The organism is Geodermatophilus sp. SYSU D00758, assembly GCF_054049955.1.
In genome coordinates this window covers 32,443-55,949 of record NZ_JBJGYK010000014.1, presented here as the reverse complement: position 1 = coordinate 55,949, position 23,507 = coordinate 32,443, and the positions used below count along the sequence as shown (strand labels likewise).

The window sequence follows — 23,507 nt, the reverse complement described above, 5'->3', positions numbered from 1 at the left end:
GCGCGCGCATCGGTCGGGATGGCACGCAATCCCGCGTGCCCGACCCCCGCCGTTATCCCCAACACTGTGCCGCTGACAGCGGCCGGCGACGCCCGGCAGGAAGAGCAGCGGCGACGACGGGGGACCCGATCCGCCGGGCGGGCGGCGCGCAGCCGGTGGGCCGGGGTGCGACCGGGCGGGCCCGGTCGCCGGCAGCGGCTGCGACCACCGCGTTCGGTTCGCCGGTCCCCCTGCACGCGAGCACCCCACGGCGGCCGTCCGGGCCGCTACATTGCTGCGACCGGCGCAGGACTGTGACCGAGATCTCCCCGAGGCGCGACGCCGGCGGCGCCCCGGGCAGGCGGGACCACGGGGGAGGTGTCGAGGTCCCGGCCGGACCGGTGGCGGCTCCGCCCGTCGCCCGCCGCCGCTGCCACCCGGCGCCGGCGGGGACAGGCGGCCGGCCACCGCGGGAGGCGAGACCAGCCGCTCGGACTCGGCTGGACCCGACGGCGCGGGCACGACCGGGTGGCCGCGCGACACGACTCCACGGGGAGCAGACGTGAAGACCCGCAGCGCAGTACTCCACACCCAGCCCGGCCGGTACGAGGTCACCGAGGTCGACCTCGACGAACCCCGCGAGGGCGAGCTGCTCGTCAGGATGGCCGCCGTCGGGCTGTGCCACACCGACGACCACGACGTCCCGCCCGGCAGCGCCCCGCCTCTCCGGCTGCCGCTCGCCGGTGGCCACGAGGGCGCCGGGGTCGTCGTCGGCGTGGGCCCCCACACGCCCGGCTGGGCGGAGGGCGACCACGTGGTGCTCAGCTTCGTCGCGGTCTGCGGGCGGTGCCGGATGTGCTCGACCGGGCACCAGAACCTGTGCGACCTCGGCGCGCGGCTGTTCTCCGGCGCCCGGATCGAGGACCCGACCAGCTTCCGGATGTCCTACCAGGGCAGGCCCGTGGGGCAGGCCTACGGCCTCGCCGCGCTCAGCGAGCACACCGTCGTCGACGCCCGGTCGGCGGTGAGGATCGACCCGGAGCTGCCGCTGGACAAGGCCGCGCTGGTCGCGTGCGGCGTCCCCACCGGCTGGGGATCGGTCACCAACATGTCCGACGCCCGGGCCGGGGACGTGGTCGTCGTCATGGGCATCGGCGGGGTCGGGATCAACAGCGTGCAGGCCGCCCGGGCCATCGGCGCCCGCGCGGTCATCGCCGTCGACCCGGTGGAGTTCAAGCGGGAGACGGCCAAGCAGCTGGGCGCGACCCACACCGCCGCGACCATGGCCGAGGCCGCCGAGCTCGCCCGGTCCCTGACCGACGGCCAGGGCGCCGACGCGGCCGTCGTGGCGGTCGGCGTCGTCACCGGCGACCACATCGCCGAGGCGGTGAACTCCATCCGCAAGGCCGGCACGGTCGTGGTCACCGGTACCGGGAGCATGCGGCAGGGCGGTGGCGTGCCCTTCAACCACACCATGTTCACGGTGTTCCAGAAGCGCCTGCAGGGCGCCCTCTTCGGCGGGTGCAACCCCCGCTGGGACATCCCCAGCCTGCTGGGCCAGTACACCGCCGGCACGCTCAAGCTCGACGAGCTCGTCACGCGGACCTACTCGCTGGACCAGGTCGCCGAGGGCTTCGACGACATGAAGGCCGGCCGGAACATCCGGGGGGTCGTCCTCTTCGACTGAACCCGAGCACCCCGGCCGGCCCGGCGTCGCACGCCCGGCCGGCCGGGGCGGTCAGCCCGCCGCGATCCGGCGGCAGTCGGGGCACGGGTGGGCCGAGCCCAGCCCGCGCGGCCCGGCCCAGGCGCCCCGGACGACGCCGACCGGCACGCCGCAGACCCCGAGCCAGGGCGCCGGGCCGTCGGCGATGTCGCGGGGGACGGCGTGCGCCCGCCCGGTCTCCTGGTCCCGCCCGGCCACGTGGTCGCTGCCCGCCATGGCACCAGCATGACCGGCGCGGCCGCCGGTGCGGGGCCGGCCGCGGGTGCGGCCCCGCGGATCCGGAACGGCTCAGGGGCCCCTTGATCGGCCCGCACCCCGCGGGCAGGCTGTGATGCACGACACAGCCGGGTCTCGGGAGGTCACCGTGCAGGCACGAGTAGGGGACAGGATCGTCGTCCGCTCCACCCACCAGGGGGAGCCCGAGCGCACCGGTGAGGTGCTCGAGGTCCGCGGCGACCAGGGCGGCCCGCCCTACGTCGTCCGCTGGGACCCCGACGGGCACACCGGGGTGTTCTTCCCGGCGGGCACCTGCACCGTGGTCCCCGCGCCGGCGGCGAGGGGCTGAGGCGGGTGGCCAAGGACACCGGGACGGCCCCGGCCCCGCGAGCGGCCGGCGAAGTGCGCAACGTGGCCCTGGTGGGCCACGCCGGCGCGGGCAAGACCACCCTGGCCGAGGCGCTGCTGGTGGCCACCGGCGCGCTGCCCCGCGCCGGCCGGGTGGAGGACGGCACGACCTGCCTCGACAGCGAGGAGGTGGAGATCCGCCAGCAGCGCTCGGTGTCGCTGGGGGTGGCCACCGTCGAGCACGCCGGGCACCGGCTGACCCTGCTGGACACCCCGGGCTCCCCTGACTTCGTCGGCGAGCTGCGCGCCGGGTTGCGGGCGGCCGACGCGGCGCTGTTCGTCGTCTCCGCCGTCAACGGCGTCGACGCGACGACCGTGCAGCTCTGGGAGGAGTGCGCGGCGGTCGGCATGCCCCGGGCGGTGGTCATCACCCAGCTCGACCGGCCGCGCGCGGACCTCGACGAGGCGGTGCGGTCCTGCCGCACGCAGCTGGGGGAGGGGGTGCTCCCGCTGCAGGTCCCGCAGCGGGGTGCGGACGGCGCGGTCACCGGCCTGCTGTCCCTGCTGGAGCCGCACGTCGAGGCCGGCGGGCCCGACGCCGACCGGCTCCGCGCCGAGCTGATCGAGGGGATCATCGGCGAGAGCGAGGACGAGACCCTCATGGACCGCTACCTCGCCGGCGAGGAGCTCGCCGTCGGGGACCTGGTCGCCGACCTGGAGACCGCCGTCGCCCGCGGCCACTTCCACCCGATCCTGTGCACGGCGCCGCTGACCGGCGTCGGGATCCCCGAGCTGCTCGACCTGCTGGTGGCCGCGTTCCCGTGCCCCATGGAGCACGGTTGCCCGCCGGTGACCCGGCCCGACGGGTCCCCGGCGCCGGTGCTGGCCTGCGACGCCGACGGCCCGCTGGTCGCCGAGGTCGTCAAGACCACCACCGACCCCTACCTGGGGCGGGTCTCCCTGGTGCGGGTGTTCTCCGGCACCCTCCGCCCGGACACCGCCATCCACGTCTCCGGCCACGGCATGGCCGAGCGCGGCCACCCCGACCACGACGTCGACGAGCGCATCGGCGCGGTCTCCTCCCCGCTGGGCCCCACCCTGCGCCCGGTCGCGGCCTGCCCGGCCGGCGACGTCTGCGCGGTGACCCGGCTGGCGTCGGCCGAGACCGGCGACACGCTCTCCTCGCCCGACGACCCCCGCCTGGTCCCGCCGTGGGACCTGCCCGTGCCGCAGCTGCCCGTGGCCGTCGAGGCCTCCTCCCGCGCCGACGAGGACCGGCTGGCCACCGCGCTGGGCCGCCTGGTCGCCGAGGACCCGACGGTCCGGCTCGACCGGCGGGCCGACACCGGCCAGCTGCTGCTCTGGTGCGTGGGCGAGGCCCACGCCGAGGTGCTGCTCGAGCGGCTGCGCACCCGGCACGGCGTCTCGGTCACCACCGTGCCGGTCAAGGTGCCGATGGTCGAGACCCTCGCCGCGCCGGCCCACGTCACCGGCCGGCACGTCAAGCAGTCCGGCGGCCACGGCCAGTACGCGGTCGTGGTGGTCGACGTCGAGCCCGGGGAGCCCGGCTCCGGGATCGTCTTCGAGCAGCGCATCGTCGGTGGCACCGTGCCCAGCCAGTTCCACGGCAGCGTGGAGAAGGGCGTGCGCAGCCAGGCCGCGCGCGGCATCGAGGGCGAGCGGCCGCTGGTCGACCTCAAGGTCACCCTCGTCGACGGCAAGGCGCACTCGGTCGACTCCTCCGACGCCGCCTTCCAGGCCGCGGGGGCGCTCGCCCTCCGGGAGGCCGCGGCCGCCGCCGGCACCAAGGTGCTCGAGCCCTGGTGCGAGGTGGAGGTCGTGGTGCCGGGGGAGTACGTCGGCGCGGTGATGAGCGACCTGTCGGCGCGGCGGGCCCGCGTCACCGGCAGCGAGGCCGACCCGGAGCGCGACCGGACGACGGTGCGGGCCGAGGTGCCCGAGGTGGAGCTGCTCGCCTACGCCGGTGCGCTGCGCTCGGTGTCGCACGGCACCGGCAGCTTCAGCCGCCGGGCCCTGGGCTACGAGCCGGCGCCGGCCTCGCTCACCGCGGTGCCGGCCTGAGCCCTCCACGGTGACCCACCCGGAGGGGGCGGGCGGCCGGTGCGCCGCCGGGGGAGGCCGCGGCGCGGGACACTAGCCTGCACCAGCGGTGTCCAGCGGGTGCGGAGGTGTCGTGACGTCGTCCCAGGGGTCGTCGGCGGCGGCCCGTCCCACCGCGGCGGGCAGGCCCCCGGCCGACCGCAACGACCTGCCCGACCGCGTCTGGACGCTGCCCAACGCCCTCTCGGTGCTGCGCCTGCTCGGCGTGCCGGTGTTCCTGTGGCTCCTGCTCGGCCCCGAGGCCGACGGCTGGGCGGTGGCGGTCCTGGCCGTCGCGGGCCTCACCGACTGGGCCGACGGCAAGCTGGCCCGGACGCTGGGCCAGTCCAGCCGGCTCGGGGCCCTGCTCGACCCGGCCGCCGACCGGCTCTACATCGTCGCCACGCTGCTCGCCTTCGCGCTGCGCGACGTGGTGCCGCTGTGGGTCGTCCTGGTCCTCCTCGGCCGGGAGGTCGTCCTCGGGATCGCGCTGCTGGTGCTGCGCCGGCACGGCTGGCCCCCGCTGCAGGTCCACTACCTGGGCAAGGCGGCCACGTTCATCCTGCTCTACGCCTTCCCGCTGCTGCTCCTGGCCGAGGGGGACGGGCCCGTGGTCGCCGTGGCCCAGCCGGTGGCCTGGGCGCTGACCATCTGGGGCGGGGCGCTCTACGTCCTGGCCGGCGCCTTCTACGTCGTCCAGACCGTGCGCCTCGTGCGGCCGAGCGGCGTCCGGCCGGGCGACGCGGGAGCCGCACCGTGAGGACCCTGCCGCGCGGCGGCGGCCCCCGCTCGATGGGTGCCTCGCTGCTCGACCAGGTGCTCGCCGAGACGCTCGACCCCGCCTACGAGCAGGCCGCGCGCGCCCGTGCCGAGCGGGCGGCGGCCGGCGTCCCGGAGTCACCGCGCCGGCGGTGGGCGGGGCAGGTGGCCGTCGCCCTCACCCTGGCGGTCGCCGGCCTGCTGGCCGGCGTCACCTACAACGAGGCGGCGGCCGGGGAACCGGCCCGCGCCGAGATCCGCGCGGCCCTCGTCGACGACATCATGGCGGCGACGGAGACCACCGACCGGCTGGCCGCCGACGTGGAGCAGCTGCGCGCCGACGTCGCCGCCGCGCGCGCCGAGGCGCTGGCCGCCTCGGCGGTCGGCCAGCGGGTGCTGGCGGACCTCGAGGCCGCCGAGGTGGCGGCCGCGGCCACCGCGGTGGAGGGGCCCGGGCTGCTGGTGACGCTGGCCGACGCCGAGCCCGACGCCGACAGCGACCCGGTCGGCGGCGGAGACGTCGACCCCCGCGGCCAGGTGCGCGACGGCGACCTGCAGCTGGTCGTGAACGCCCTCTGGGCCGCCGGCGCCGAGGCGGTGGCGATCAACGGGCAGCGGCTGGGGCCGACGACGGCCATCCGGTTCGCCGGGGAGGCGGTGCTGGTGGACTTCCGCCCGGTCACCAACCCCTACCTGGTGAGCGCCGTCGGCGACCCCGCGACGCTGCGCTCGGACTTCCTCGCCAGCCCGGAGGTCGCCTCCCTGGCCGTCATCTCGCAGTCCTTCGGGCTGCGCTTCGAGTTCGCCCAGGAGGACGAGCTGACCCTGCCCGCCGGGAGTCCGCCGGAGCTCCGGTCCGCCACCCCCCTCGCCGAGGAGCCGGCCGGGGGTGGCGGGTGATCCCGGTCCTCGGGCTGGCCCTGGGGATCGTCCTGGGCATCGTCTTCGACCCGACCGTCCCGCTGTGGCTGCAGCCCTACCTGCCCATCGCCGTGGTGGCCGCCCTCGACGCCGTCTTCGGCGGCGCCCGGGCCCGCCTCGACGGCATCTTCGACGCCAAGGTGTTCGTGATCTCGTTCGTGTCCAACGTGGTCGTCGCCGCGCTGATCGTCTTCCTCGGCGACCAGCTCGGGGTCGGCGCGCAGCTGTCCACCGCGGTCGTCGTCGTCCTCGGCATCCGCATCTTCGGCAACGCCGCGGCCATCCGCCGGCACCTCTTCCGCGCATGACCGGGCGACCGCGGCCCGGAGCCGCCCCCGACGACGGCGCGGAGGAGCCGGCGGCCGACGCCGTCCCGGCCGGGGGCGCCGTCCCGGAGGAGCACGCCGGTCCGGTTTCGGATGAGCACGCCGTCCCGGCTCCGGACGAGCCCGGGCGGCCGGCGCAGCACCCCGGCGGGCGGCCCTCCCGGCGCCGGCGCGACCCGCTGGCCGCGGTCCTCATCGGCGTGCTCACCCTGCTGCTGGGCTTCGCCTTCGCCGTGCAGGTGCGCAACACCGGGACCGACGAGGACCTCGCCGGCGCCCGCGAGGAGGACCTGGTCACCATCCTCGACGAGCTCGACGCCGAGGAGGCCCGGCTCTCGGCGCAGATCGCCTCCCAGCGCGCCGCCCTGCGGGAGCTCACCAGCTCCGGCGACCAGGACGCCGCCGCCCTGGCCGCCGCCCGGGAGCGGGTGGAGGCGCTGGGCATCCTCAACGGCACCGTCGCCGCCGAGGGGCCGGGGCTGCTCATGACGATCCGCGATCCCGACGGCGCGCTGCGGGTGGCCGACCTGCTCGACGCGATCCAGGAACTGCGCGGCGCCGGGGCCGAGACGATGCAGATCGACGGCGTCCGGGTGGGGGTCTCCACCCCCGTCACCGGCGAGCCCGGGGACCTCCGGGTCGACGGGCGGCCGGTGGACAGCCCCTACGAGTTCGTCGTCATCGGCTCCCCGCAGGACCTGCAGACCGCCCTGGCCATCCCCGGCGGGGTGGTCGACCGGGTCGGCCGCCAGGGCGGCAGCGTGGACACGGCCACCGCCGAGCGCGTCGTGGTGGACGCGTTGCGGCCGCTCGACGTCCCTCAATACGCTCAGCCGGCGGACGGCGAGGACTGACCCGCCCGGCGACGACAGCCCCCCGACCACCGCACCCCACGACCGACTGGAGACGACGCCGCATGGCCACCCCCGACGACCGCCGCTACACCGAGCAGCACGAGTGGGCCCAGCTGCAGGAGGGCGGGGTCGTCCGGGTCGGGATCACCGACCACGCCCAGGACGCCCTCGGCGACATCGTGTTCGTCCAGCTGCCGGAGGTCGGCGCCGACGTCGCCCCCGGCGCCCCGATCGGGGAGGTGGAGAGCACCAAGTCGGTGTCGGACGTCTACTCGCCCGTCGCCGGCGTCGTCACCGCGGTCAACGAGGCGCTGACCGACGCGCCGGAGACGATCAACGCCGACCCCTACGGCGCCGGCTGGCTGGTGGAGGTGCGCGTGGAGGACGCCGCGGACCCGACCGGGGAACTGCTCGACGCCGCGGCTTACCAGGCCCTCGTCGACGCGTCCTGACCTCCGCGGTCGGTGCTCGCCGGGGCCGCCGACCCCGCTCACTATGCTCGGGGGCGAGGCGTCGCGGCGCCCCTCCGGGGGCCCGTCCCTCACCCTGTACGTCCGGTTGACCCTCGGGTCGGCCGCTGGTTCCATGACCCACGGCCCGCCGTGCCCCGCACGGCGGCCGACCCGAGGCGGGCCGTCCGGCCCGTCGTCCGCCGGCCGCCCGCGGCTGCCCCAGCCCGCGGCGGTGCCCTTCCTGCACCGGAGGAGACAGACGTGCACTGCACTCGTTGTGGCCACAACAACCCCGAGGGCAGTCGCTTCTGCGCGCAGTGCGGCGCGGCGCTGTCCCAGGAGCGGATCGGCGAGTCCACCAGCGTGATCCCCAAGGTGGGCGGCGAGGACTCCGCCGAGACCCCGGAGGTCTCGGAATCCGACGCGCACGCCGGTGCGGTCGAGTCCCTGCCCGCGGGCTCGGCGCTGCTCGTGGTCAAGCGCGGCCCGAACGCCGGCAGCCGGTTCCTCCTGGACCAGGACGTGACGACCGCCGGCCGGCACCCCGACAGCGACATCTTCCTCGACGACGTCACCGTCAGCCGGCGGCACGTGGAGTTCCACCGCGAGGGCGGCGGCTTCTCGGTGCACGACGTCGGCAGCCTGAACGGCACCTACGTCAACCGCGAGCCGGTGGACGTCGCCAGCCTGGCCGGCGGCGACGAGGTGCAGATCGGCAAGTTCCGCCTGGTGTACCTGACCGGTCCCCGCACGGGCGAGCCCGCACCCCGCTCGTGAGCGGCACGGGCGGTACCCGTCGGGCCCCGGTGCCGACGGCGGGATGAGCGTGGTGGCCTCGCGCGCCAGCGCGTTCGGGGACGCCGACGACCAGCGCAGCCCTCGCCTGACCATCGGCGAGGTGCTCGCCGTCCTGCGGGACGACTTCCCCGACGTCACGATCAGCAAGATCCGGTATCTCGAGACCGAGGACCTCGTGCACCCGGAGCGGACGCCCTCGGGCTACCGCAAGTTCTCCGCGGCCGACGTCGCCCGGCTCCGCTACGTGCTCACCGCCCAGCGGGACCACTACCTCCCGCTGCGGGTGATCAAGGAGCACCTGGAGGCCATCGACCGGGGGGAGCCGCTGCCCGGCGCCCCGCCGGCCCCGCCGGCCGTCGAGGGCGGCGAGCAGCCGGTGGCCAGCCTGCCGCCGGACGAGTTCGCCCGGACGGCGGGCCTGGAGCCGCAGCAGCTGGCCGACTGCGTGCAGTTCGGCCTGCTGGCGACCGACGCCGACGGCCGCCACCCGGCCGCCGACCTGCCCATCGCCCGGGCCGCGGCGGGCCTGGCCCGGCACGGCATCGAGCCGCGGCACCTGCGCGTCTACCAGAACGGCGCCGAGCGGGAGGCCGGCCTGGTCGAGCAGCTCGTGGCGCCGGTGCTGCGGGCCCGCTCGGAGGAGGCGCGCACCCGGGCCACGGAGAAGCTGCGCGAGCTCGCGGCGCTGTCGGCGCAGCTGCACGGCGCGTTGCTCGAGGCGCGCCTCCGGGATCTCCTGCGCCCCTGACTCGGGCGTACCGTGGTCGGCGTCGGGTCCAGGAGGGGCCCGACCGTCCAGCAGCCGCCGCACACCGATCCGTCCGCCCACCCGGGCCGCAGCTGAGGGGGCCGCACCGTGCAGGAGCTCAGAGTCGTCGGGGTCCGGGTCGAGCTGCCCGGCAACCAGCCCATCCTGCTGCTCAAGGAGACGCAGGGGGAGCGGTACCTGCCGATCTGGATCGGCGCGGTCGAGGCCGCCGCCATCGCCTTCGAGCAGCAGGGCGTGCGCCCGGCGCGGCCGATGACCCACGACCTGCTCCGCGAGGTGGTGCGCACGCTGGGCGCCACGCTCGAGGCGGTCAACATCACCGAGATGCGCGACGGCATCTACATCGCCGAGCTGGTCTTCGGCGACGACCGGGTCGTCAGCGCCCGCCCCTCGGACGCCGTCGCGCTGGCCGTGCGCACCGGGACGCCCATCTTCGGCGCCGAGGCGCTGCTCGACGAGGTCGGCATCGAGATCCCCGACGAGCAGGAGGACGAGGTCGAGAAGTTCCGGGAGTTCCTCGACCAGATCTCCCCGGAGGACTTCGGCGCCGGATCCGGCTCGGGCGGCTGACCCCCTCCGCACCGCCCACCCCCTCCGCACCACGGGCCCGTCGGCACCGTCTCCCCGGTGCCGGCGGGCCCGTCGGCTGCCGATACCACCCCGGTGGGTGAGTGCTGCGACACGCCGCCCCGCTCAGTTGACCGGCCCAGGGGCCCGGCTTACGGTCGGCGAACAACACCGGTGTGACACCTGGGACGTCGGGTGACCCACATCGCTGGTCACCGGGGCGACCGCCGCGGGACGCAGAGGAGGACGCTGACGTGAGCGACCAGAGCAACGGCTCCCAGGGTCAGCTCTTCAGCGACGCCGCCGTGGGGGCACCGTCCTACGACGAGGTCGAGAGCGACCTCGTGGGGTACCGCGGCCCGACGGCGTGCGCCGCTGCCGGCATCACCTACCGACAGCTCGACTACTGGGCCCGTACCGGCCTGGTCGCGCCGTCCGTCCGCAGCGCCACCGGCTCGGGCACCCAGCGGCTGTACTCGTTCCGCGACATCCTCGTGCTCAAGGTCGTCAAGCGGCTGCTCGACACCGGGGTCTCGCTGCAGAACATCCGCAAGGCGGTCGACCACCTGCGCAACCGCGGGATCAAGGACCTCGCCAACGTCACGCTCTTCTCCGACGGGGCCACGGTCTACGAGTGCACCTCCGCCGAGGAGGTCGTCGACCTGCTCGCCGGCGGCCAGGGCGTGTTCGGCATCGCCGTCTCCGGCGCGCTGCGCGAGCTGTCGGGGGAGCTGGCCGAGCTGCCCGCCGAGCGGCTCGACGGCGTCACCGTGCGCCCGGCCGACGACGAGCTGTCCCGCCGGCGCCGCCGCCGCGCCGCCGTCTGAGCTGTGTGACCGGTCGGCCCGGAGCCGTCCCCGGGTGTCGATCACGGGCGTGTGGCCGGCTCGAACGGCGGGTCGGCGCGTGCCGGCTGCACGACGGCCATGATCGACAGGGCGCGAGCCGGTGATCGACACGGCGCGGGACCACCTGATCGGTGGGGTCGGGTGCACCGTCGACGGCGCCGGGACGACGTGCCGGCCGGTTGCCCACGGCACGATGGCGGGCCGCTGGTAGCGTCGCGGTAATGGTGGACCGTGTCGCTGGCCCCCTCCCCGCGCTCTCCTCGCTGGACCCCGCCGGGTCCTTCGCCGGCCGGCACATCGGCCCGCGACCCGCGGACACCGAGGCGATGCTCGCCGTCGTCGGGCACCCGTCGTTGCAGTCGCTGGTCGATGCCACCCTCCCCGAGGGCGTGCACGACCGCAGCCCCCTGGAGCTCACCCCGGCCGCCGACGAGGCCGCCGTGCTCGCCGCGCTGCGCGAGCGGGCCGAGGACAACGAGGTCTTCACCTCGATGATCGGCCTCGGCTACTCCGGCACCGTGACCCCCGCGGTGATCCGCCGCTGCATCCTCGAGAACCCCGCCTGGTACACCGCCTACACCCCGTACCAGCCCGAGATCAGCCAGGGCCGGCTCGAGGCGCTGCTCAACTTCCAGACGATGGTCGCCGACCTCACCGGGCTCCCCGTCGCGGGCGCCTCCATGCTCGACGAGGCGACCGCCGCCGCGGAGGCGATGACGCTGGTGCGCCGCGCGGGCCGGGCCCGGGCCGAGGCGGTCTTCGTCGTCGACGAGGACACGCTGCCGCAGACCCTCGCGGTGCTGCGGACCCGCGCCGAACCGCTCGGCATCCGGCTGCACGTGGCCGACCTCTCCGGCGGCTGGCCCGAGGACCTGCCCGAGGCCGGCGCCTTCGGCGTCCTGCTGTCCTACCCGGGGGCCGGCGGCGCCGTGCGCGACCACCGGGCCCTGGCCGCGGCGGCGCACGAGGCCGGCGCCGCGGTGGTCGTGGCCGCCGACCTGCTCGCCCTCACGCTGCTGGAGGCACCGGGCGAGTGGGGCGCCGACGTCGCCTGCGGCACCACCCAGCGCTTCGGCGTGCCCCTGGGCTACGGCGGGCCGCACGCCGGCTACCTGTCGGTCCGCGAGGGCCTGGCCCGGCAGCTGCCCGGCCGGCTGGTCGGCGTCTCGGTCGACGCCGACGGCGCCCCGGCCTACCGGCTGGCCCTGCAGACCCGGGAGCAGCACATCCGCCGGGAGAAGGCGACCAGCAACATCTGCACCGCGCAGGTGCTGCTGGCGGTCATGGCCGGCGCCTACGCCGTCTACCACGGCCCCGAGGGGCTCACCGCCATCGCCGCCCGGGTGCACCGCAGCGCGCAGGTGCTGGCCGGCTGGCTGCGGGCCGGCGGGGTGGAGGTCCTCCACGACCGGTTCTTCGACACCGTGCTGGCCCGGGTGCCCGGCCGCGCCGGCGAGGTGGTCGCCGCGGCCGCGCAGCGGCGCATCAACCTGCGGCTGGTGGACGACGACACCGTCGCCGTGGCCTGCGACGAGCGGACCACCCCCGCCCACCTGCGGGCGGTCGCCGAGGCCTTCGGCGTCCCGGCCGACGGCACCGGCGAGGGCCGGGCGGTCCTCGCCGACGCGGGGCCGGCCGCCTTCCCGGCCGACCTGCACCGGCGGACGCCGTTCCTCACCCACCCCGTCTTCTCGGCGCACCGCTCCGAGACCGCGCTGATGCGCTACCTGCGGGCGCTGGCCGACAAGGACCTCGCGCTCGACCGCACGATGATCCCGCTGGGCTCGTGCACGATGAAGCTCAACTCCGCCGTGGAGATGGCGGCGATCACCTGGCCGGAGTTCGCCGACATCCACCCCTTCGCCCCCGCCGAGCAGGCGCGCGGGTACCGGCGGCTGATCGACGAGCTCTGCGCGGACCTCGCGGAGGTCACCGGGTACGCGGCGGTGAGCGTGCAGCCCAACGCGGGGTCGCAGGGGGAGTTCGCCGGGCTGATGGCGATCCGCGGCTACCACCGCTCGCGCGGCGCGACCGGGCGTGACGTCTGCCTGATCCCCAGCTCGGCGCACGGGACCAACGCCGCCAGCGCCGTCATGGCCGGCATGCGCGTGGTCGTGGTCGCCTGCGACGCCGCCGGCAACGTCGACGTGGCCGACCTGCGGGCCAGGATCGACCAGCACGCCGACCGGCTGGCGGCCATCATGATCACCTACCCGTCCACCCACGGGGTCTTCGAGACCGAGATCCAGGCGATCTGCGCCGCGGTGCACGACGCCGGCGGGCAGGTCTACGTCGACGGGGCGAACCTCAACGCGATGGTGGGCCTGGCCCGCCCCGGCCGGTTCGGGTCCGACGTCAGCCACCTCAACCTGCACAAGACCTTCTGCATCCCGCACGGCGGCGGCGGGCCCGGCGTCGGCCCGGTCGGCGTCGCCGAGCACCTCGTGCCGTTCCTGCCCGGGCACCCGCTGGCCGACACCGGCAGCGGGGGCGCGCCGGTCTCCGGCGCCCCGTGGGGGTCGGCCGGCATCCTGCCCATCTCCTGGGCCTACCTGCGGCTGATGGGGCCGGACGGGCTGACCCGGGCCACCGAGCACGCCGTCCTCGCGGCCAACTACGTCGCCGCCCGGCTGCGCGACCACTACCCGGTGCTCTACACCGGCGCCGGCGGGCTGGTCGCCCACGAGTGCATCCTCGACATCCGCCCGCTCACCAAGGCCACCGGCATCACGAACGACGACATCGCCAAGCGGCTGGTCGACTACGGCTTCCACGCCCCGACGATGAGCTTCCCGGTCGCCGGGACCCTCATGGTCGAGCCGACCGAGAGCGAGGACCTGGCGGAGCTCGACCGCTTCGTCGACGCCATGGTGGCCATCCGGGCCGAGATCGAGAAGGTCGCGACGGGGGAGTTCGACCGCACCGACAACCCGCTGCGCAACGCCCCGCACACGCTGGCCATGGTGGCGGGGGAGTGGGGGCGGCCCTACAGCCGGGACGTCGCCGTCCACCCCGTCCCCGCGCTGCGGGGGCGCGGGTACCTCTCCCCGGTGCGCCGCATCGACCAGGCCTACGGGGACCGCAACCTGGTCTGCTCGTGCCCGCCGATCGAGGCCTTCGCCGAGCCGGCCGCCGGCGAGGGCGCACCCGACGGCGGCGCACCCGACGACCTCGGCACGGTCGCCGACGCGGTGCCCGCGGGCGCCCGGGCCTGAGCCCGGCCCAACCGCCGCTCCCACGACGGACCCGCCGCCGCCTGCCGGCGCCGGGCCCGTCGTCACGCCGTCCCTCGAACCGTTATCCCCAACTTGCGGCCGACATCGCGCAGCTGGTGACGACAGGTGCGGAGAAGCAGCGACGTCGGGAGGCGCCGGCGCGTCAGAGGGCGCGGCGGCCGGCCCCGGTGGCGAAGCCCAGCCAGCTGTGCCGGTTGCCGGCCCAGCACCAGCCGACCTTGGGCGCCCCGCGGCGGGCGGCGCCGTCCCGGCCGGTGCCGTTGCTCAGCCACAGCGCCGGTGTCCGGGGGTCGAGCGAGCCGTCGGGGCGCCGGCGACGGGAGCCCAGGGTCATGAAGCAGGCGTTGCGCGCCAGCACCTCCGGGCACTGCAGCAGCCAGGTCAGCCCCTCGGCGAGGGTCAGCGGGGTACGCCCGGCCGCGGCGATGCGCGGCAGCGCCTCCACCGGTCGCAGGCCGAGCAGGTCGTCGCCACGGGCCGGGTCTTCCACCAGGTAGGCCGGGCCGGCTGGCAGGGTGACGTCGGCGGCCGGGGCGAACTCGTCGACGTCGGTCATGTCGGTGACGACGAAGGCGCGGGAGCCCTCGCGCTCGACCAGCGGGGTCAGGGCGGAGGGGGCGACGGGGACGACGAGCAGGCCGGCCGGGGCGCCGGCGACGGTGGCCCGCAGCCGCTCGGCGGGGACGCCGGCGAGCTCGGCGGCACCGAGGGCGACGAGGCGCTCGGCCTGGACGGCGGGGCTGGGCAGGGTCGGCAGCACGGGACCTCCGGAGGGGGCGGAGCAGCGGCCCGTGGTCAACGCCCACCGACGCACCGTCGTTCCCTGTACCGTTATCCCTAACAATGTCTAAAACAGATCGGTTCGAGAACGTGCCATGACAGGGAAGGGGCCTCGTCAGATCTTGCGGAGCAAGACCCGCCGGACCGAGTGGTCGGCGGACTTCTGCAGCACCAGCCGGGCGCGGGAGCGGGTCGGGGCGATGTTCGACCGCAGGTTGGGGCCGTTGACCGCCGCCCAGATGGACAGCGCCGTCGCGCGGGCCTCCTCGTCGGTGAGGTCGGCGTAGCGGTGGAAGTAGGCGGTCGAGTCGCGGAAGGCGGTCCGGCGCAGGGCCAGGAACCGCTCGACGTACCACTCCCGGATGTCGGACTCGGCGGCGTCGACGTAGACGGAGAAGTCGAAGAAGTCCGAGAGGAAGACCTCCGGGGCGTGCCCGTCGGGGAGGCGGCCGGCCTGGAGGACGTTGAGCCCTTCCAGGACGAGGATGTCGGGCCGGTCGACCACCTGGCGGGCCCCGGGGACGACATCGTAGGACTGGTGGTCGTACAGCGGGGCGCTGACCTCGCCGCGGCCGGACTTGACCGCGGCGAGGAACCGCAGGAGGGCGCGGCGGTCGTAGCTCTCCGGGAAGCCCTTGCGGCCCAGCAGGCCGCGGGCCTCCAGCTCGGCGTTGGGCAGCAGGAACCCGTCGGTCGTGACGAGGTCGACGCGGGGGGCGTCCGGGCCGGCGGCCAGGAGCGTCTGCAGCAGCCGGCTGGTGGTGCTCTTGCCGACGGCGACGCTGCCGGCCACGGCGATCACGTAGGGGACCTTGGCCGTGCCGTCGCCGAGGAAGGCGCTGCGGGCCGCCCACAGCCGGCGGCTGGCCTCCACGTGCAGCCGCAGCAGCTCAGCCAGGGGCAGGTACACCGTGGCGACCTCGTCGAGGTCGATCCGGTCGCCGAGGGTGGCCAGGGCGCGCAGCTCGGCCTCGTCCAGCGGCAGGGTCGAGCCGGCCGCGAGCGCTCGCCACGAGCCGCGGTCGAAGACCGCGTAGGGCGAGACCTGGGTGCGTGTCCCTGCCGTCACGGCCCCCATCGTGCCGTCCGGGGTGCGGTGGTCACCCGGCCGGGGGCCCCGGGGCCGCCTGCCGGGCCGGGGAGCGGCCGGCGGCGTCTAGGGTGCCGGTGTGGTGCACCAGCCCGGGCTGCTCGACCGCATCGAGCGGTACTTCGCCGCCGCGCCGCTGGCCGACGCCCGGATCGAGACGGTGGGTTCCCTCGACGTCCCGGTCGGCAGCCCCGCCTGGCCCTACCCCGCGCGCCCCCGCCCCGAGGCCACGGTGACGGCGGCCGACGTGCGGGCCGCGGCCGAGCTGCAGGAGCGCGCCGGGCTCCCGGTGGCGGTGGAGTGGGTGTGCGAGTGCGCGCCCACGGCGGCCGCCGCGGTCCGGGCCGCCGGGCTGACCGTGGAGGAGGCGCCGCTGCTGGTCAGCGTGGACCCCGTCGAGCTGCTGCTCCCGGCCGGGGTGCGGCTGTACGTGATCGGCGCCGACGACCCGCAGCTGGCCCGCTACCAGCACCTGTCGGCCATCGCCTTCGCCCACCCCGGACCGGACGGGGAGGCCGACGGGGCGCTCCCCGGCCCGCCGGAGTCGGCCCGCACCGCCGCCCTGCGCGAGCGGATCGCCACCGGCCGCACCGTCCTGATGGTGGCCGTGGAGCACGGCGAGCCGGTCGCCATCGGGTCGCACCACCCCCTGGAGGTCGACGGCGGGGAGGTCAGCGAGATCGTCGGGGTGGCGACGATGCCGCGGTTCCGCGGTCGCGGGCTCGGGGCGGGGCTCGCCTCGGCCCTCGTGGCGCACGCCCGCGAGACCGCGGACCTGGTGTTCCTCGTGGCGGGGGACGACGACGTGGCCCGGGTCTACGAGCGGGTGGGGTTCGCCCGGCTGGCGACCGTCGGCCTCGCCGACCGGGCCCCCTCCGGGACCGGAGGCTGAGCGCCGCTCAGGCGCTCAGGCGCATCTCAGGTGTTCAGGTGCATCGCGGCCGCGGCGGTGTCCAGCGCGGCCCGGGCGGCGTCGTAGCCGGTGGAGCGGGGCACCTCGCTGAGCAGGACGACGACCTGCCCGTCGAACACCCCCAGCGAGTGCAGGTGCCGGGCGCCGCCCACGCAGCACATCCAGCCCTGCTTGACCGCGGGCGTCCCCGGGACGGTGCCGAAGACGCCGAACTGCTGGTCGAAGCCGTCGGCCGCCACCGGCGTGGCCGCCTGCATCCAGCCGAGCAGGGTGGCCGCGTCGTCGGGGTGGGCGACGACCGGCAGCAGCGCCATGAAGCGGGCGAGGTCGGCGGCGGTGGTGTAGGCCTCGCCCCACTGGCCGCGCACCGCGGGTGGGCCGGTGCCCAGCAGGCCGTAGCGCCGGGCGACGTCCTGCACGGCCTGCGCCCCGTCGAACTGCCCCCACACCGCGGAGGCGGCCGGGTCGTCGGAGCGGGTGATCATCCGCTCGAGGCGGGCCCGGTCGGCGTCGGTGAGGCCCACCTGGCCGGTGCGGGCCCGGTGCAGCACCTGCTCGGCCAGGAAGAGCTTGACCATGGACGCGGTGGGGAACGGCCGGCCGGCGAGGTCGTTGCCCCGGGCGGCGGCCAGCGCGCGCACGGCTCGCGCCTCCGCGGCGCGTTCCGGCAGGGCTCCGGCCGGCTGCAGCTGGGGGGCGACGACGACGGCGAGCGCTCCGATGCCGCCGTAGGCGGCGGTGATCGCGGCGACGGCGTCGGCGGGGACGAGCTCGCCGGCCGCCGCCCGCCGCTCCGGCAGCACCAGCGCGGTGGCCAGCAGCGCGGGCAGGAGCAGGGCGAGGACCACGCCGCCCCGGAGCGCAGACCGAGGACGGCGCAGCCGGTGGGCGGCCGTCATGCCCCGATGGTGCTCTGCATTGCGGGCAACACTTCCAGCGCTCAAGTGACCGCCGGGTGAACCGGCGCGTCGCTCGCGCTGCGTCGCCGTGGAGTGGCGCTGCGAGCCCGCCCGCCCTGCTCAGGGCCTGAGGATCAGCCCTGTTCGTAGGTGGCCGTCAGCGTCGCCCGGGCGAGGGTGTGGCTGAACAGGTTGAACCCCAGCACCGCCGGCGTGGTGTCGGGGGCGACGTCGAGGGCCTCGGTGTCGACGGCGTGCACGGTGACCAGGTAGCGGTGCGGCCCGTGGCCGGGCGGGGGGGCCGCGCCGACGAAGCCGTGGAAGCCGGCGTCGTTGCGCAGCTGCACCGCGCCCTCGGGCAGTCCGGCACCGCCGTCGGAGGCCGCCCCGGCGGGGAGCTCGGTGACCGAGACGGGGATGTTGGCCACCGCCCAGTGCCAGAAGCCGCTCTGCGTCGGGGCGTCCGGGTCGTAGACGGTCACCGCGAAGCTCCTCGTCCCCTCGGGGAAGCCCGACCACGACAGGTGCGGGGAGACGTCCTCGCCGCCGGCGCCCATGACCCCGCTGACCTGGGGCCGCGGCAGGGGCTGCCCGTCGCTGCAGTCCGCGCTGGTCACGGTGAAGCCGGGCACCTCCGGCAGGTAGTCGAACGGGTTCGGCGGGACGGGCCGGTCGGCCATGGCGTTCTCCTCCGGGGTCGGGGCCGCTTCTCGCCGCCGACCCTAGGGAGTCCCGCCGGGAGTGCGCAGGTCGACAGGACCGCCCCCGACCAGCACCGCCGCCCGCGCCGGGCCCCGCGCGGCGGTAGCGTCGCAGTCGTGCTCGGACTCCCCGGCGCCATCCGCGCCTGCCTGTTCGACCTCGACGGTGTGCTGACGCGCACCGCGACGGTGCACATGGCCGCCTGGAAGCGGACCTTCGACGAGTTCCTCCGCCGCTCCGACCCGGGCGCGGCCGAGTTCACCCAGCTCGACTACAACCGCTACGTCGACGGCAAACCCCGACTCGACGGCGTGCGGGACTTCCTGGCCAGCCGCGGCATCACGCTCCCGGAGGGGACGGCCGACGACCCGCCGGACGCCGCGACCGTGCACGGCGTGGGGCGGCGGAAGAACGACCTCGTGCACGCCGAGCTCGCCGAGCACGGCGTCGAGGTCTACCCCGGCTCGATGCGCTACCTGCGCGCGGTCAAGGAGGCCGGGCTGGCCACCGCCGTCGTCACCGCCTCGCGCAACGGCGGCGAGGTCATCGCGGCCGGGGGGTTCGCCGACCTGGTCGACGCGCGGGTCGACGGGGTGGTCGCCGCCGAGCAGGGGCTGCGCGGCAAGCCGGCCCCCGACACCTTCCTCGCCGGGGCCCGGGCGCTGGGGGTCGAGCCGGCCGCGGCCGCGGTGTTCGAGGACGCCCTCGCCGGGGTCGCCGCGGGGCGCGCCGGTGACTTCGGGCTGGTGGTGGGCGTCGACCGGGTGGGGCAGGCCGAGGGCCTGCGGTCCTCCGGCGCCGACGTCGTCGTCACCGACCTCGACCAGCTCCTGGACGGCGGCGAGCGGCCGTGACCGAGGGGCGGGCGAGCTTCCCCGTCGAGCCCTGGGCGCTGACCGAGACCGGTCTGGACCACGCCTCGCTGGGGGTCAACGAGTCGGTGTTCGCGCTGGCCAACGGGCACATCGGCATGCGCGGCTCGTTCGAGGAGGGCGAGCCGGTCGTCGTCGCCGGCACCTACCTCAACGGCTTCTTCGAGGAGCGGCCGCTGCCCTACGCCGAGGCGGGCTACGGCTTCCCCGAGCAGGGGCAGACCGTCGTCAACGTGACCGACGGCAAGCTGATCCGGCTGCTGGTCGGCGACACCCCGCTGGACCTCGACTACGGCGAGGTCGTCGAGCACCGCCGCACGCTGGACCTGCGCCGGGGGGTGCTCCGGCGGCGCACCGAGTGGCGCTCGCCCAACGGCCGGGAGGTCGTCGTCACCAGCACCCGGCTGGTGTCGCTGCGGCGCCGGTCGATCGCGGCCATCGAGTACACGGTCGAGTGCACCGACGGGCGCGGCGACCTCTACATCGCGCTGCAGTCGGACCTGCTGGCCAACGAGCCGGTCGACAGCGGCACGGAGTCCGAGGACCCGCGGGCCGCCGCGGCGCTGGCCCGGCCGCTGGTGTCGGAGATGGCGGTGGGCCGGGGCCGGCGGGCGGTCCTCGTGCACCGCACCAAGCGCAGCCGGCTGCGCATGGCGGCGGGCATGGACCACGTCGTGGACGTGCCCGACTCGGCCGAGGAGGACATCGAGGCCGGTCAGGACCTCGCCCGCTTCACCCTGGCCGCCCGGCTGCCGCAGGGCTCGGCGGTGAAGATGGTCAAGTACCTCGCCTACGGGTGGTCCTCCCGCCGGTCGTCGGCCGCGCTCCGCGACCAGGTCGAGGGCGCGCTGGCCACGGCCAAGCTGGCCGGCTTCGAGCGGCTGCTGCGCGAGCAGAAGGAGGTGCTCGACGAGCACTGGGCGCACGCCGACGTGGAGATCGAGGGCGATGACGAGCTGCAGCAGGCGGTCCGGGTCGGCATCTTCCACGTCCTGCAGGCCGGGCTGCGCGCCGAGCGCCAGCCCATCCCGGCCAAGGGCCTGACCGGGCCGGGCTACGACGGGCACACCTTCTGGGACACCGAGACCTACGTGCTGCCGGTGCTCACCTACACCGCCCCGGACGCCGCCCGCGACGCGCTGCGCTGGCGGCACTCCACCCTCGAACTGGCCCGGGCCCGGGCCCAGGAGCTGGGCCGGCGCGGCGCGGCCTTCCCGTGGCGGACGATCCGCGGCGAGGAGACCTCGGGCTACTGGCCGGCCGGGACGGCGGCCTTCCACATCAACGCCGACATCGCCGACGCCGTCGTCCGCTACCACCACGCGACGCTGGACGAGGAGTTCGACCGGGACCACGGCGCCGAGCTGCTCATCGAGACCGCCCGGCTGTGGGCCTCCCTCGGCCACTTCGACGCCGAGGACGGGTTCCGGATCGACGGGGTGACCGGCCCGGACGAGTACACGGCGGTCGTCGACAACAACGTCTACACCAACCTCATGGCGCAGCGGAACCTCATCGAGGCGGTGGCGGCCGCGCGGCGCCAGCCCGACGTCGCCGGCCGGCTGGACGTCACCGACGAGGAGCTGGAGACCTGGACCCGCGCGGCCAAGATGATGCGGGTGCCGTGGGACCCCCGCCTGGGCGTGCACATGCAGTCCGAGGGGTTCACCCACCACGAGGAGTGGGACTTCGCCGGGACCCCGGAGGAGGACTACCCCCTGCTGCTGCACTACCCCTACTACGAGCTCTACCGCCGGCAGGTGGTCAAGCAGGCCGACCTGGTCATGGCGCTGCACCTGCGCGGTGACGCCTTCACCCAGGAGGAGAAGGCCGCCGACTTCGCCTACTACGAGGCGCGCACCGTCCGGGACTCCTCGCTGTCGGCCGCGCAGCAGGCGGTGGTGGCCGCCGAGACCGGCCACGTCGGGCTGGCCTACGACTACTGGGCCGAGGCGACGCTCACCGACCTGCACAACCTGCACGGCAACTCCGGGCACGGGCTGCACATCGCCTCGCTGGCCGGGGGCTGGACGGTCGCCGTCGCCGGCTTCGGCGGCATGCGCGACCACGAGGGGCACCTGCTGTTCTCCCCGCGGCTGCCGGAGCCGATCACCCGGCTGCGCTTCCGGGTGCGCTACCAGGGCCGCTGCCTGCTGGTGACGGTGCTGCCCACGACGGCCACCTACCGCCTCGTGGAGGGCGAGCCGCTCGACGTCCACCACCACGGCCGGCGGATCACCGTGGACGAGGAGGAGACCGAGGTGCCGATCCCCGCGCTGGGTCAGGTCGACCCGGTGCGGCAGCCGCCCGGGCTGGCCCCGCGGCGGCGGGCGCGCGGCTGAGGCCGGGCCCGGTCAGCCGGGCAGCCAGCCCTCGCCGAGCAGCCACCAGCCGCCCAGCAGCAGCGCGCCGCCGTCCAGGAGCAGGAACAGCCCCACCCACAGCAGCGCGGGCAGGCCGGTGAGCCGCGCCAGCTGGTCCGCGTCGGAGTCCGGTGCGGCCCGGCGGCGGCGGGCCCGCTGCAGCTCGACGACGGCCTTCGGGGCGGCCAGCAGCAGGAACCAGGTGCCGGCGGCGGCGAACGCGGCCTGCGCCGCGGGCGGCAGCCACCAGGTGACGGCGAGCACCACCGCGGCGGTGGCCAGCACCGCCCACAGGCCGTACCAGTTGCGGATCTGCACCAGCAGCAGGGCCAGCAGGGCCAGCAGCGCCCACAGCAGCCCGGCCGCGTGCCCGGTGGTCAGCAGCGCCGCCGCGCCCAGCCCGGCCAGCGCCGGGCCCGGGTAGCCCGCCGCGCAGGTCAGGACCATGCCGGCGCCGGTGGGGCGGCCGGCGGACACGGTGAGCCCCGAGGTGTCCGAGTGCAGCCGGATCCCCGCCAGGCGGCGTCCGGCGACCAGCGCCGCCAGGCCGTGGGCGCCCTCGTGCGCGATGGTGACCACGGTGCGGGCCGGCCGCCACAGCGCCGGGGTCAGCACCACGACGACCGCTCCGGCCAGCGCGGCGAGGACGACGGCGGTCGGCAGGTCGGGCACCGCGGTGGTGACCCGGGTCCAGAACCGCTGCACGACGTCCACGGGCGGCAGTCAACCCCACCGACCCGGCCGGACCCGGGACCCGCCCCGGTGACCCCGGGGGCGTGCCGCCGCCACAACCCGCTCGACCGGCCGGGCACCGGCTGCCAGCATCCCGGCGTGGACCTCCTCGGCACCCTGCCCGCCTTCGTGCCGGCGGTGCTGCTCATCTCCGCCTCGCCCGGCCCGGCGATGGCGCTCATCGTGCGGCGGGCCGCGCTGCGCGGGCTGGCCGGCGCGGTTCCCACGGTGCTCGGGCTCGAGCTGGGCCTGTACCTGTGGGCGCTGGCCGCCGGTGCCGGGTTCGCCGCGCTGGTGGCCGCCTCCGAGGTCGCCTACGTGGTGCTCCGGGTGGTCGGCGCGTCGGTGCTGCTGTGGCTGGGGCTGCGGGCCTGGCGGGCGGCGTGGCGCGACCGCGGGGAGGAGGTGCCGGCCCCGGTCGCGGCCCCGGGCGCCCGGCGCTGGTGGACGGCGTTCGGCGAGGGGCTGCTGGTGCAGCTGGCCAACCCGAAGGCCGCGGTCTTCATGCTCGCCTTCTACCCGCAGTTCGTCCCCGCCGACGGGCCGGTGTTCGCCACCACCGCCGTCCTGGCGCTGCTCCAGGTCACCCTGGAGACCGCGCTCTACCTGGGCCTGGCGGCCGCGGTCGCCCGGGCCGGGGCGTGGTTCCGCCGGCCCCGGGTGCGGCGGCGGCTGGAGGCGGTCAGCGGCACGGTGCTGGTGGCCCTCGGCGTGCGGGTGGCGGTCACCGCCCGCTGACGACCTGCGAGCGGTGGTGGCGATCACGGGACGAGATCCCGGGACGTTGGCCACTGCCCACCCCGTCGCGGGAGGAACGATCCTCCCATTGTGGTGACACGCCCGCAGCCCGATCCGGCCCCACCCGGCGCCGCTGAGGGTGCCCTGCGGGACGTCGACAGCGCGGCCCTGGTCCTCGCGGGCCTCGCCGGATCGGTGGTGCTGTTCACCGGCGAGGGCGACTGGGATGCATTCGGCACCGTCGTGGGGTGCCTGATAGTCCTGGTGGTGCTGGCGTTCCACCGTCCTGTGCGAGCTGCCCGCGCAGCACGACGAACGCTGCTCCGCCTGGCCTTCGGCGCGGTCGTGGCGGTGGGCGTGGCAGCGGCCGTCGCCTGGCCGGTGCAGGAGTGGATGACCCACGACGCCGCCCGTGCCACCGATGCGGTCGCGTGGACCATCGGCCCGCTGGCAGTCGTCCTCGCCGCACTGGAGCCGCAGACGTCCCGATGGCTGGGCCCGGAGTGAGCAGGACGGACT

General features: G+C 76.0%; 24 protein-coding genes. 18 read left to right on the top strand and 6 right to left on the bottom strand.

Features of this window, described 5'->3' with window-relative positions; genetic code table 11:
* The first annotated feature begins 541 nt into the window (after window positions 1–541).
* The gene (locus ACI8AC_RS12230; RefSeq protein WP_456898052.1) at window positions 542–1,666 is read left to right on the top strand and encodes an NDMA-dependent alcohol dehydrogenase; all 1,125 of its coding nucleotides are present in this window, start codon (window positions 542–544) and stop codon (window positions 1,664–1,666) included.
* 51 nt (window positions 1,667–1,717) lie between these two features.
* Here the strand turns inward: ACI8AC_RS12230 and ACI8AC_RS12225 are convergent, their stop codons facing one another.
* Window positions 1,718–1,921, bottom strand: a complete 204-nt coding sequence (locus ACI8AC_RS12225) for a hypothetical protein (protein ID WP_456898051.1) — start codon at window positions 1,919–1,921, stop codon at window positions 1,718–1,720.
* A 148-nt stretch (window positions 1,922–2,069) separates the two neighbouring features.
* Between ACI8AC_RS12225 and ACI8AC_RS12220 the strand changes: the two genes are divergently transcribed.
* From ACI8AC_RS12220 to gcvP, 12 genes are all read left to right on the top strand, one after another.
* Complete coding sequence (locus ACI8AC_RS12220; RefSeq protein WP_456898050.1) at window positions 2,070–2,270, top strand: DUF1918 domain-containing protein; 201 nt, start codon at window positions 2,070–2,072, stop codon at window positions 2,268–2,270.
* 5 nt (window positions 2,271–2,275) lie between these two features.
* Entirely contained in the window at window positions 2,276–4,351 is a 2,076-nt protein-coding gene (locus ACI8AC_RS12215) for an elongation factor G-like protein EF-G2 (protein WP_456898049.1), read from the top strand.
* A 112-nt stretch (window positions 4,352–4,463) separates the two neighbouring features.
* Window positions 4,464–5,129: a CDP-alcohol phosphatidyltransferase family protein gene (locus tag ACI8AC_RS12210; protein WP_456898048.1), complete on the top strand. Its 666-nt coding sequence runs from the start codon at window positions 4,464–4,466 to the stop codon at window positions 5,127–5,129.
* A complete protein-coding gene (locus tag ACI8AC_RS12205; RefSeq protein WP_456898047.1) occupies window positions 5,126–6,028 on the top strand; it encodes a DUF881 domain-containing protein in 903 nt (300 codons plus the stop codon). The genes ACI8AC_RS12210 and ACI8AC_RS12205 overlap by 4 nt, the downstream gene beginning before the upstream one ends.
* Complete coding sequence (locus ACI8AC_RS12200; protein ID WP_456898046.1) at window positions 6,025–6,357, top strand: small basic family protein; 333 nt, start codon at window positions 6,025–6,027, stop codon at window positions 6,355–6,357. Before ACI8AC_RS12205 ends, ACI8AC_RS12200 begins: the two co-directional genes overlap by 4 nt.
* Window positions 6,354–7,229: a DUF881 domain-containing protein gene (locus tag ACI8AC_RS12195; protein ID WP_456898045.1), complete on the top strand. Its 876-nt coding sequence runs from the start codon at window positions 6,354–6,356 to the stop codon at window positions 7,227–7,229. Before ACI8AC_RS12200 ends, ACI8AC_RS12195 begins: the two co-directional genes overlap by 4 nt.
* A gap of 62 nt (window positions 7,230–7,291) precedes the next feature.
* Window positions 7,292–7,681 carry a glycine cleavage system protein GcvH gene (gcvH, locus tag ACI8AC_RS12190; protein ID WP_456898044.1) on the top strand — a complete coding sequence of 130 codons (390 nt, stop codon included), beginning with the start codon at window positions 7,292–7,294 and terminating at the stop codon, window positions 7,679–7,681.
* A gap of 261 nt (window positions 7,682–7,942) precedes the next feature.
* On the top strand, window positions 7,943–8,458 hold the full coding sequence (odhI, locus tag ACI8AC_RS12185) for an oxoglutarate dehydrogenase inhibitor Odhl (RefSeq protein ID WP_456898043.1): 516 nt from the start codon (window positions 7,943–7,945) through the stop codon (window positions 8,456–8,458).
* 43 nt (window positions 8,459–8,501) lie between these two features.
* Window positions 8,502–9,227, top strand: a complete 726-nt coding sequence (gene ftsR / locus ACI8AC_RS12180; protein ID WP_456898042.1) for a transcriptional regulator FtsR — start codon at window positions 8,502–8,504, stop codon at window positions 9,225–9,227.
* 108 nt (window positions 9,228–9,335) lie between these two features.
* The gene (locus ACI8AC_RS12175; protein WP_456898041.1) at window positions 9,336–9,818 is read left to right on the top strand and encodes a bifunctional nuclease family protein; all 483 of its coding nucleotides are present in this window, start codon (window positions 9,336–9,338) and stop codon (window positions 9,816–9,818) included.
* 251 nt (window positions 9,819–10,069) lie between these two features.
* Complete coding sequence (locus tag ACI8AC_RS12170) at window positions 10,070–10,642, top strand: MerR family transcriptional regulator (RefSeq protein WP_456898040.1); 573 nt, start codon at window positions 10,070–10,072, stop codon at window positions 10,640–10,642.
* Window positions 10,643–10,884: 242 nt separating this feature from the next.
* Window positions 10,885–13,878 (top strand): aminomethyl-transferring glycine dehydrogenase, encoded by a 2,994-nt coding sequence (gene gcvP / locus ACI8AC_RS12165; protein WP_456898039.1) that lies wholly within the window; start codon window positions 10,885–10,887, stop codon window positions 13,876–13,878.
* A gap of 163 nt (window positions 13,879–14,041) precedes the next feature.
* On the opposite strand, the gene ACI8AC_RS12160 is transcribed toward gcvP, so the two are convergent.
* Together ACI8AC_RS12160 and coaA are read right to left on the bottom strand one after the other, a co-directional pair.
* Window positions 14,042–14,659, bottom strand: a complete 618-nt coding sequence (locus ACI8AC_RS12160) for a DUF5701 family protein (protein WP_456898038.1) — start codon at window positions 14,657–14,659, stop codon at window positions 14,042–14,044.
* Window positions 14,660–14,794: 135 nt separating this feature from the next.
* Window positions 14,795–15,757, bottom strand: coding sequence for a type I pantothenate kinase (gene coaA / locus ACI8AC_RS12155; RefSeq protein WP_456898037.1), 963 nt, complete (start codon window positions 15,755–15,757; stop codon window positions 14,795–14,797).
* A 91-nt stretch (window positions 15,758–15,848) separates the two neighbouring features.
* Between coaA and ACI8AC_RS12150 the strand changes: the two genes are divergently transcribed.
* Window positions 15,849–16,661, top strand: coding sequence for a GNAT family N-acetyltransferase (locus ACI8AC_RS12150; protein WP_456898036.1), 813 nt, complete (start codon window positions 15,849–15,851; stop codon window positions 16,659–16,661).
* Between the two features lie 26 nt (window positions 16,662–16,687).
* Here the strand turns inward: ACI8AC_RS12150 and ACI8AC_RS12145 are convergent, their stop codons facing one another.
* Both ACI8AC_RS12145 and ACI8AC_RS12140 read right to left on the bottom strand, forming a co-directional pair.
* Window positions 16,688–17,581: a serine hydrolase gene (locus ACI8AC_RS12145; RefSeq protein ID WP_456898035.1), complete on the bottom strand. Its 894-nt coding sequence runs from the start codon at window positions 17,579–17,581 to the stop codon at window positions 16,688–16,690.
* A 134-nt stretch (window positions 17,582–17,715) separates the two neighbouring features.
* A complete protein-coding gene (locus tag ACI8AC_RS12140; RefSeq protein WP_456898033.1) occupies window positions 17,716–18,261 on the bottom strand; it encodes a YbhB/YbcL family Raf kinase inhibitor-like protein in 546 nt (181 codons plus the stop codon).
* 138 nt (window positions 18,262–18,399) lie between these two features.
* On the opposite strand from ACI8AC_RS12140, the gene ACI8AC_RS12135 reads away from it, so the two are divergent.
* Both ACI8AC_RS12135 and ACI8AC_RS12130 read left to right on the top strand, forming a co-directional pair.
* A complete protein-coding gene (locus tag ACI8AC_RS12135) occupies window positions 18,400–19,137 on the top strand; it encodes a beta-phosphoglucomutase family hydrolase (protein WP_456898031.1) in 738 nt (245 codons plus the stop codon).
* Entirely contained in the window at window positions 19,134–21,497 is a 2,364-nt protein-coding gene (locus tag ACI8AC_RS12130; RefSeq protein WP_456898029.1) for a glycoside hydrolase family 65 protein, read from the top strand. Before ACI8AC_RS12135 ends, ACI8AC_RS12130 begins: the two co-directional genes overlap by 4 nt.
* A 12-nt stretch (window positions 21,498–21,509) precedes the next feature.
* Here the strand turns inward: ACI8AC_RS12130 and ACI8AC_RS12125 are convergent, their stop codons facing one another.
* Complete coding sequence (locus ACI8AC_RS12125; RefSeq protein ID WP_456898027.1) at window positions 21,510–22,232, bottom strand: M50 family metallopeptidase; 723 nt, start codon at window positions 22,230–22,232, stop codon at window positions 21,510–21,512.
* A gap of 117 nt (window positions 22,233–22,349) precedes the next feature.
* Here ACI8AC_RS12125 and ACI8AC_RS12120 point away from each other — a divergent pair, with 117 nt between their 5' ends.
* A complete protein-coding gene (locus ACI8AC_RS12120) occupies window positions 22,350–22,988 on the top strand; it encodes a LysE family translocator (RefSeq protein WP_456898026.1) in 639 nt (212 codons plus the stop codon).
* Window positions 22,989–23,078: 90 nt separating this feature from the next.
* Window positions 23,079–23,495, top strand: a complete 417-nt coding sequence (locus ACI8AC_RS12115; protein ID WP_456898025.1) for a hypothetical protein — start codon at window positions 23,079–23,081, stop codon at window positions 23,493–23,495.
* The last annotated feature ends 12 nt before the right edge of the window (window positions 23,496–23,507 follow it).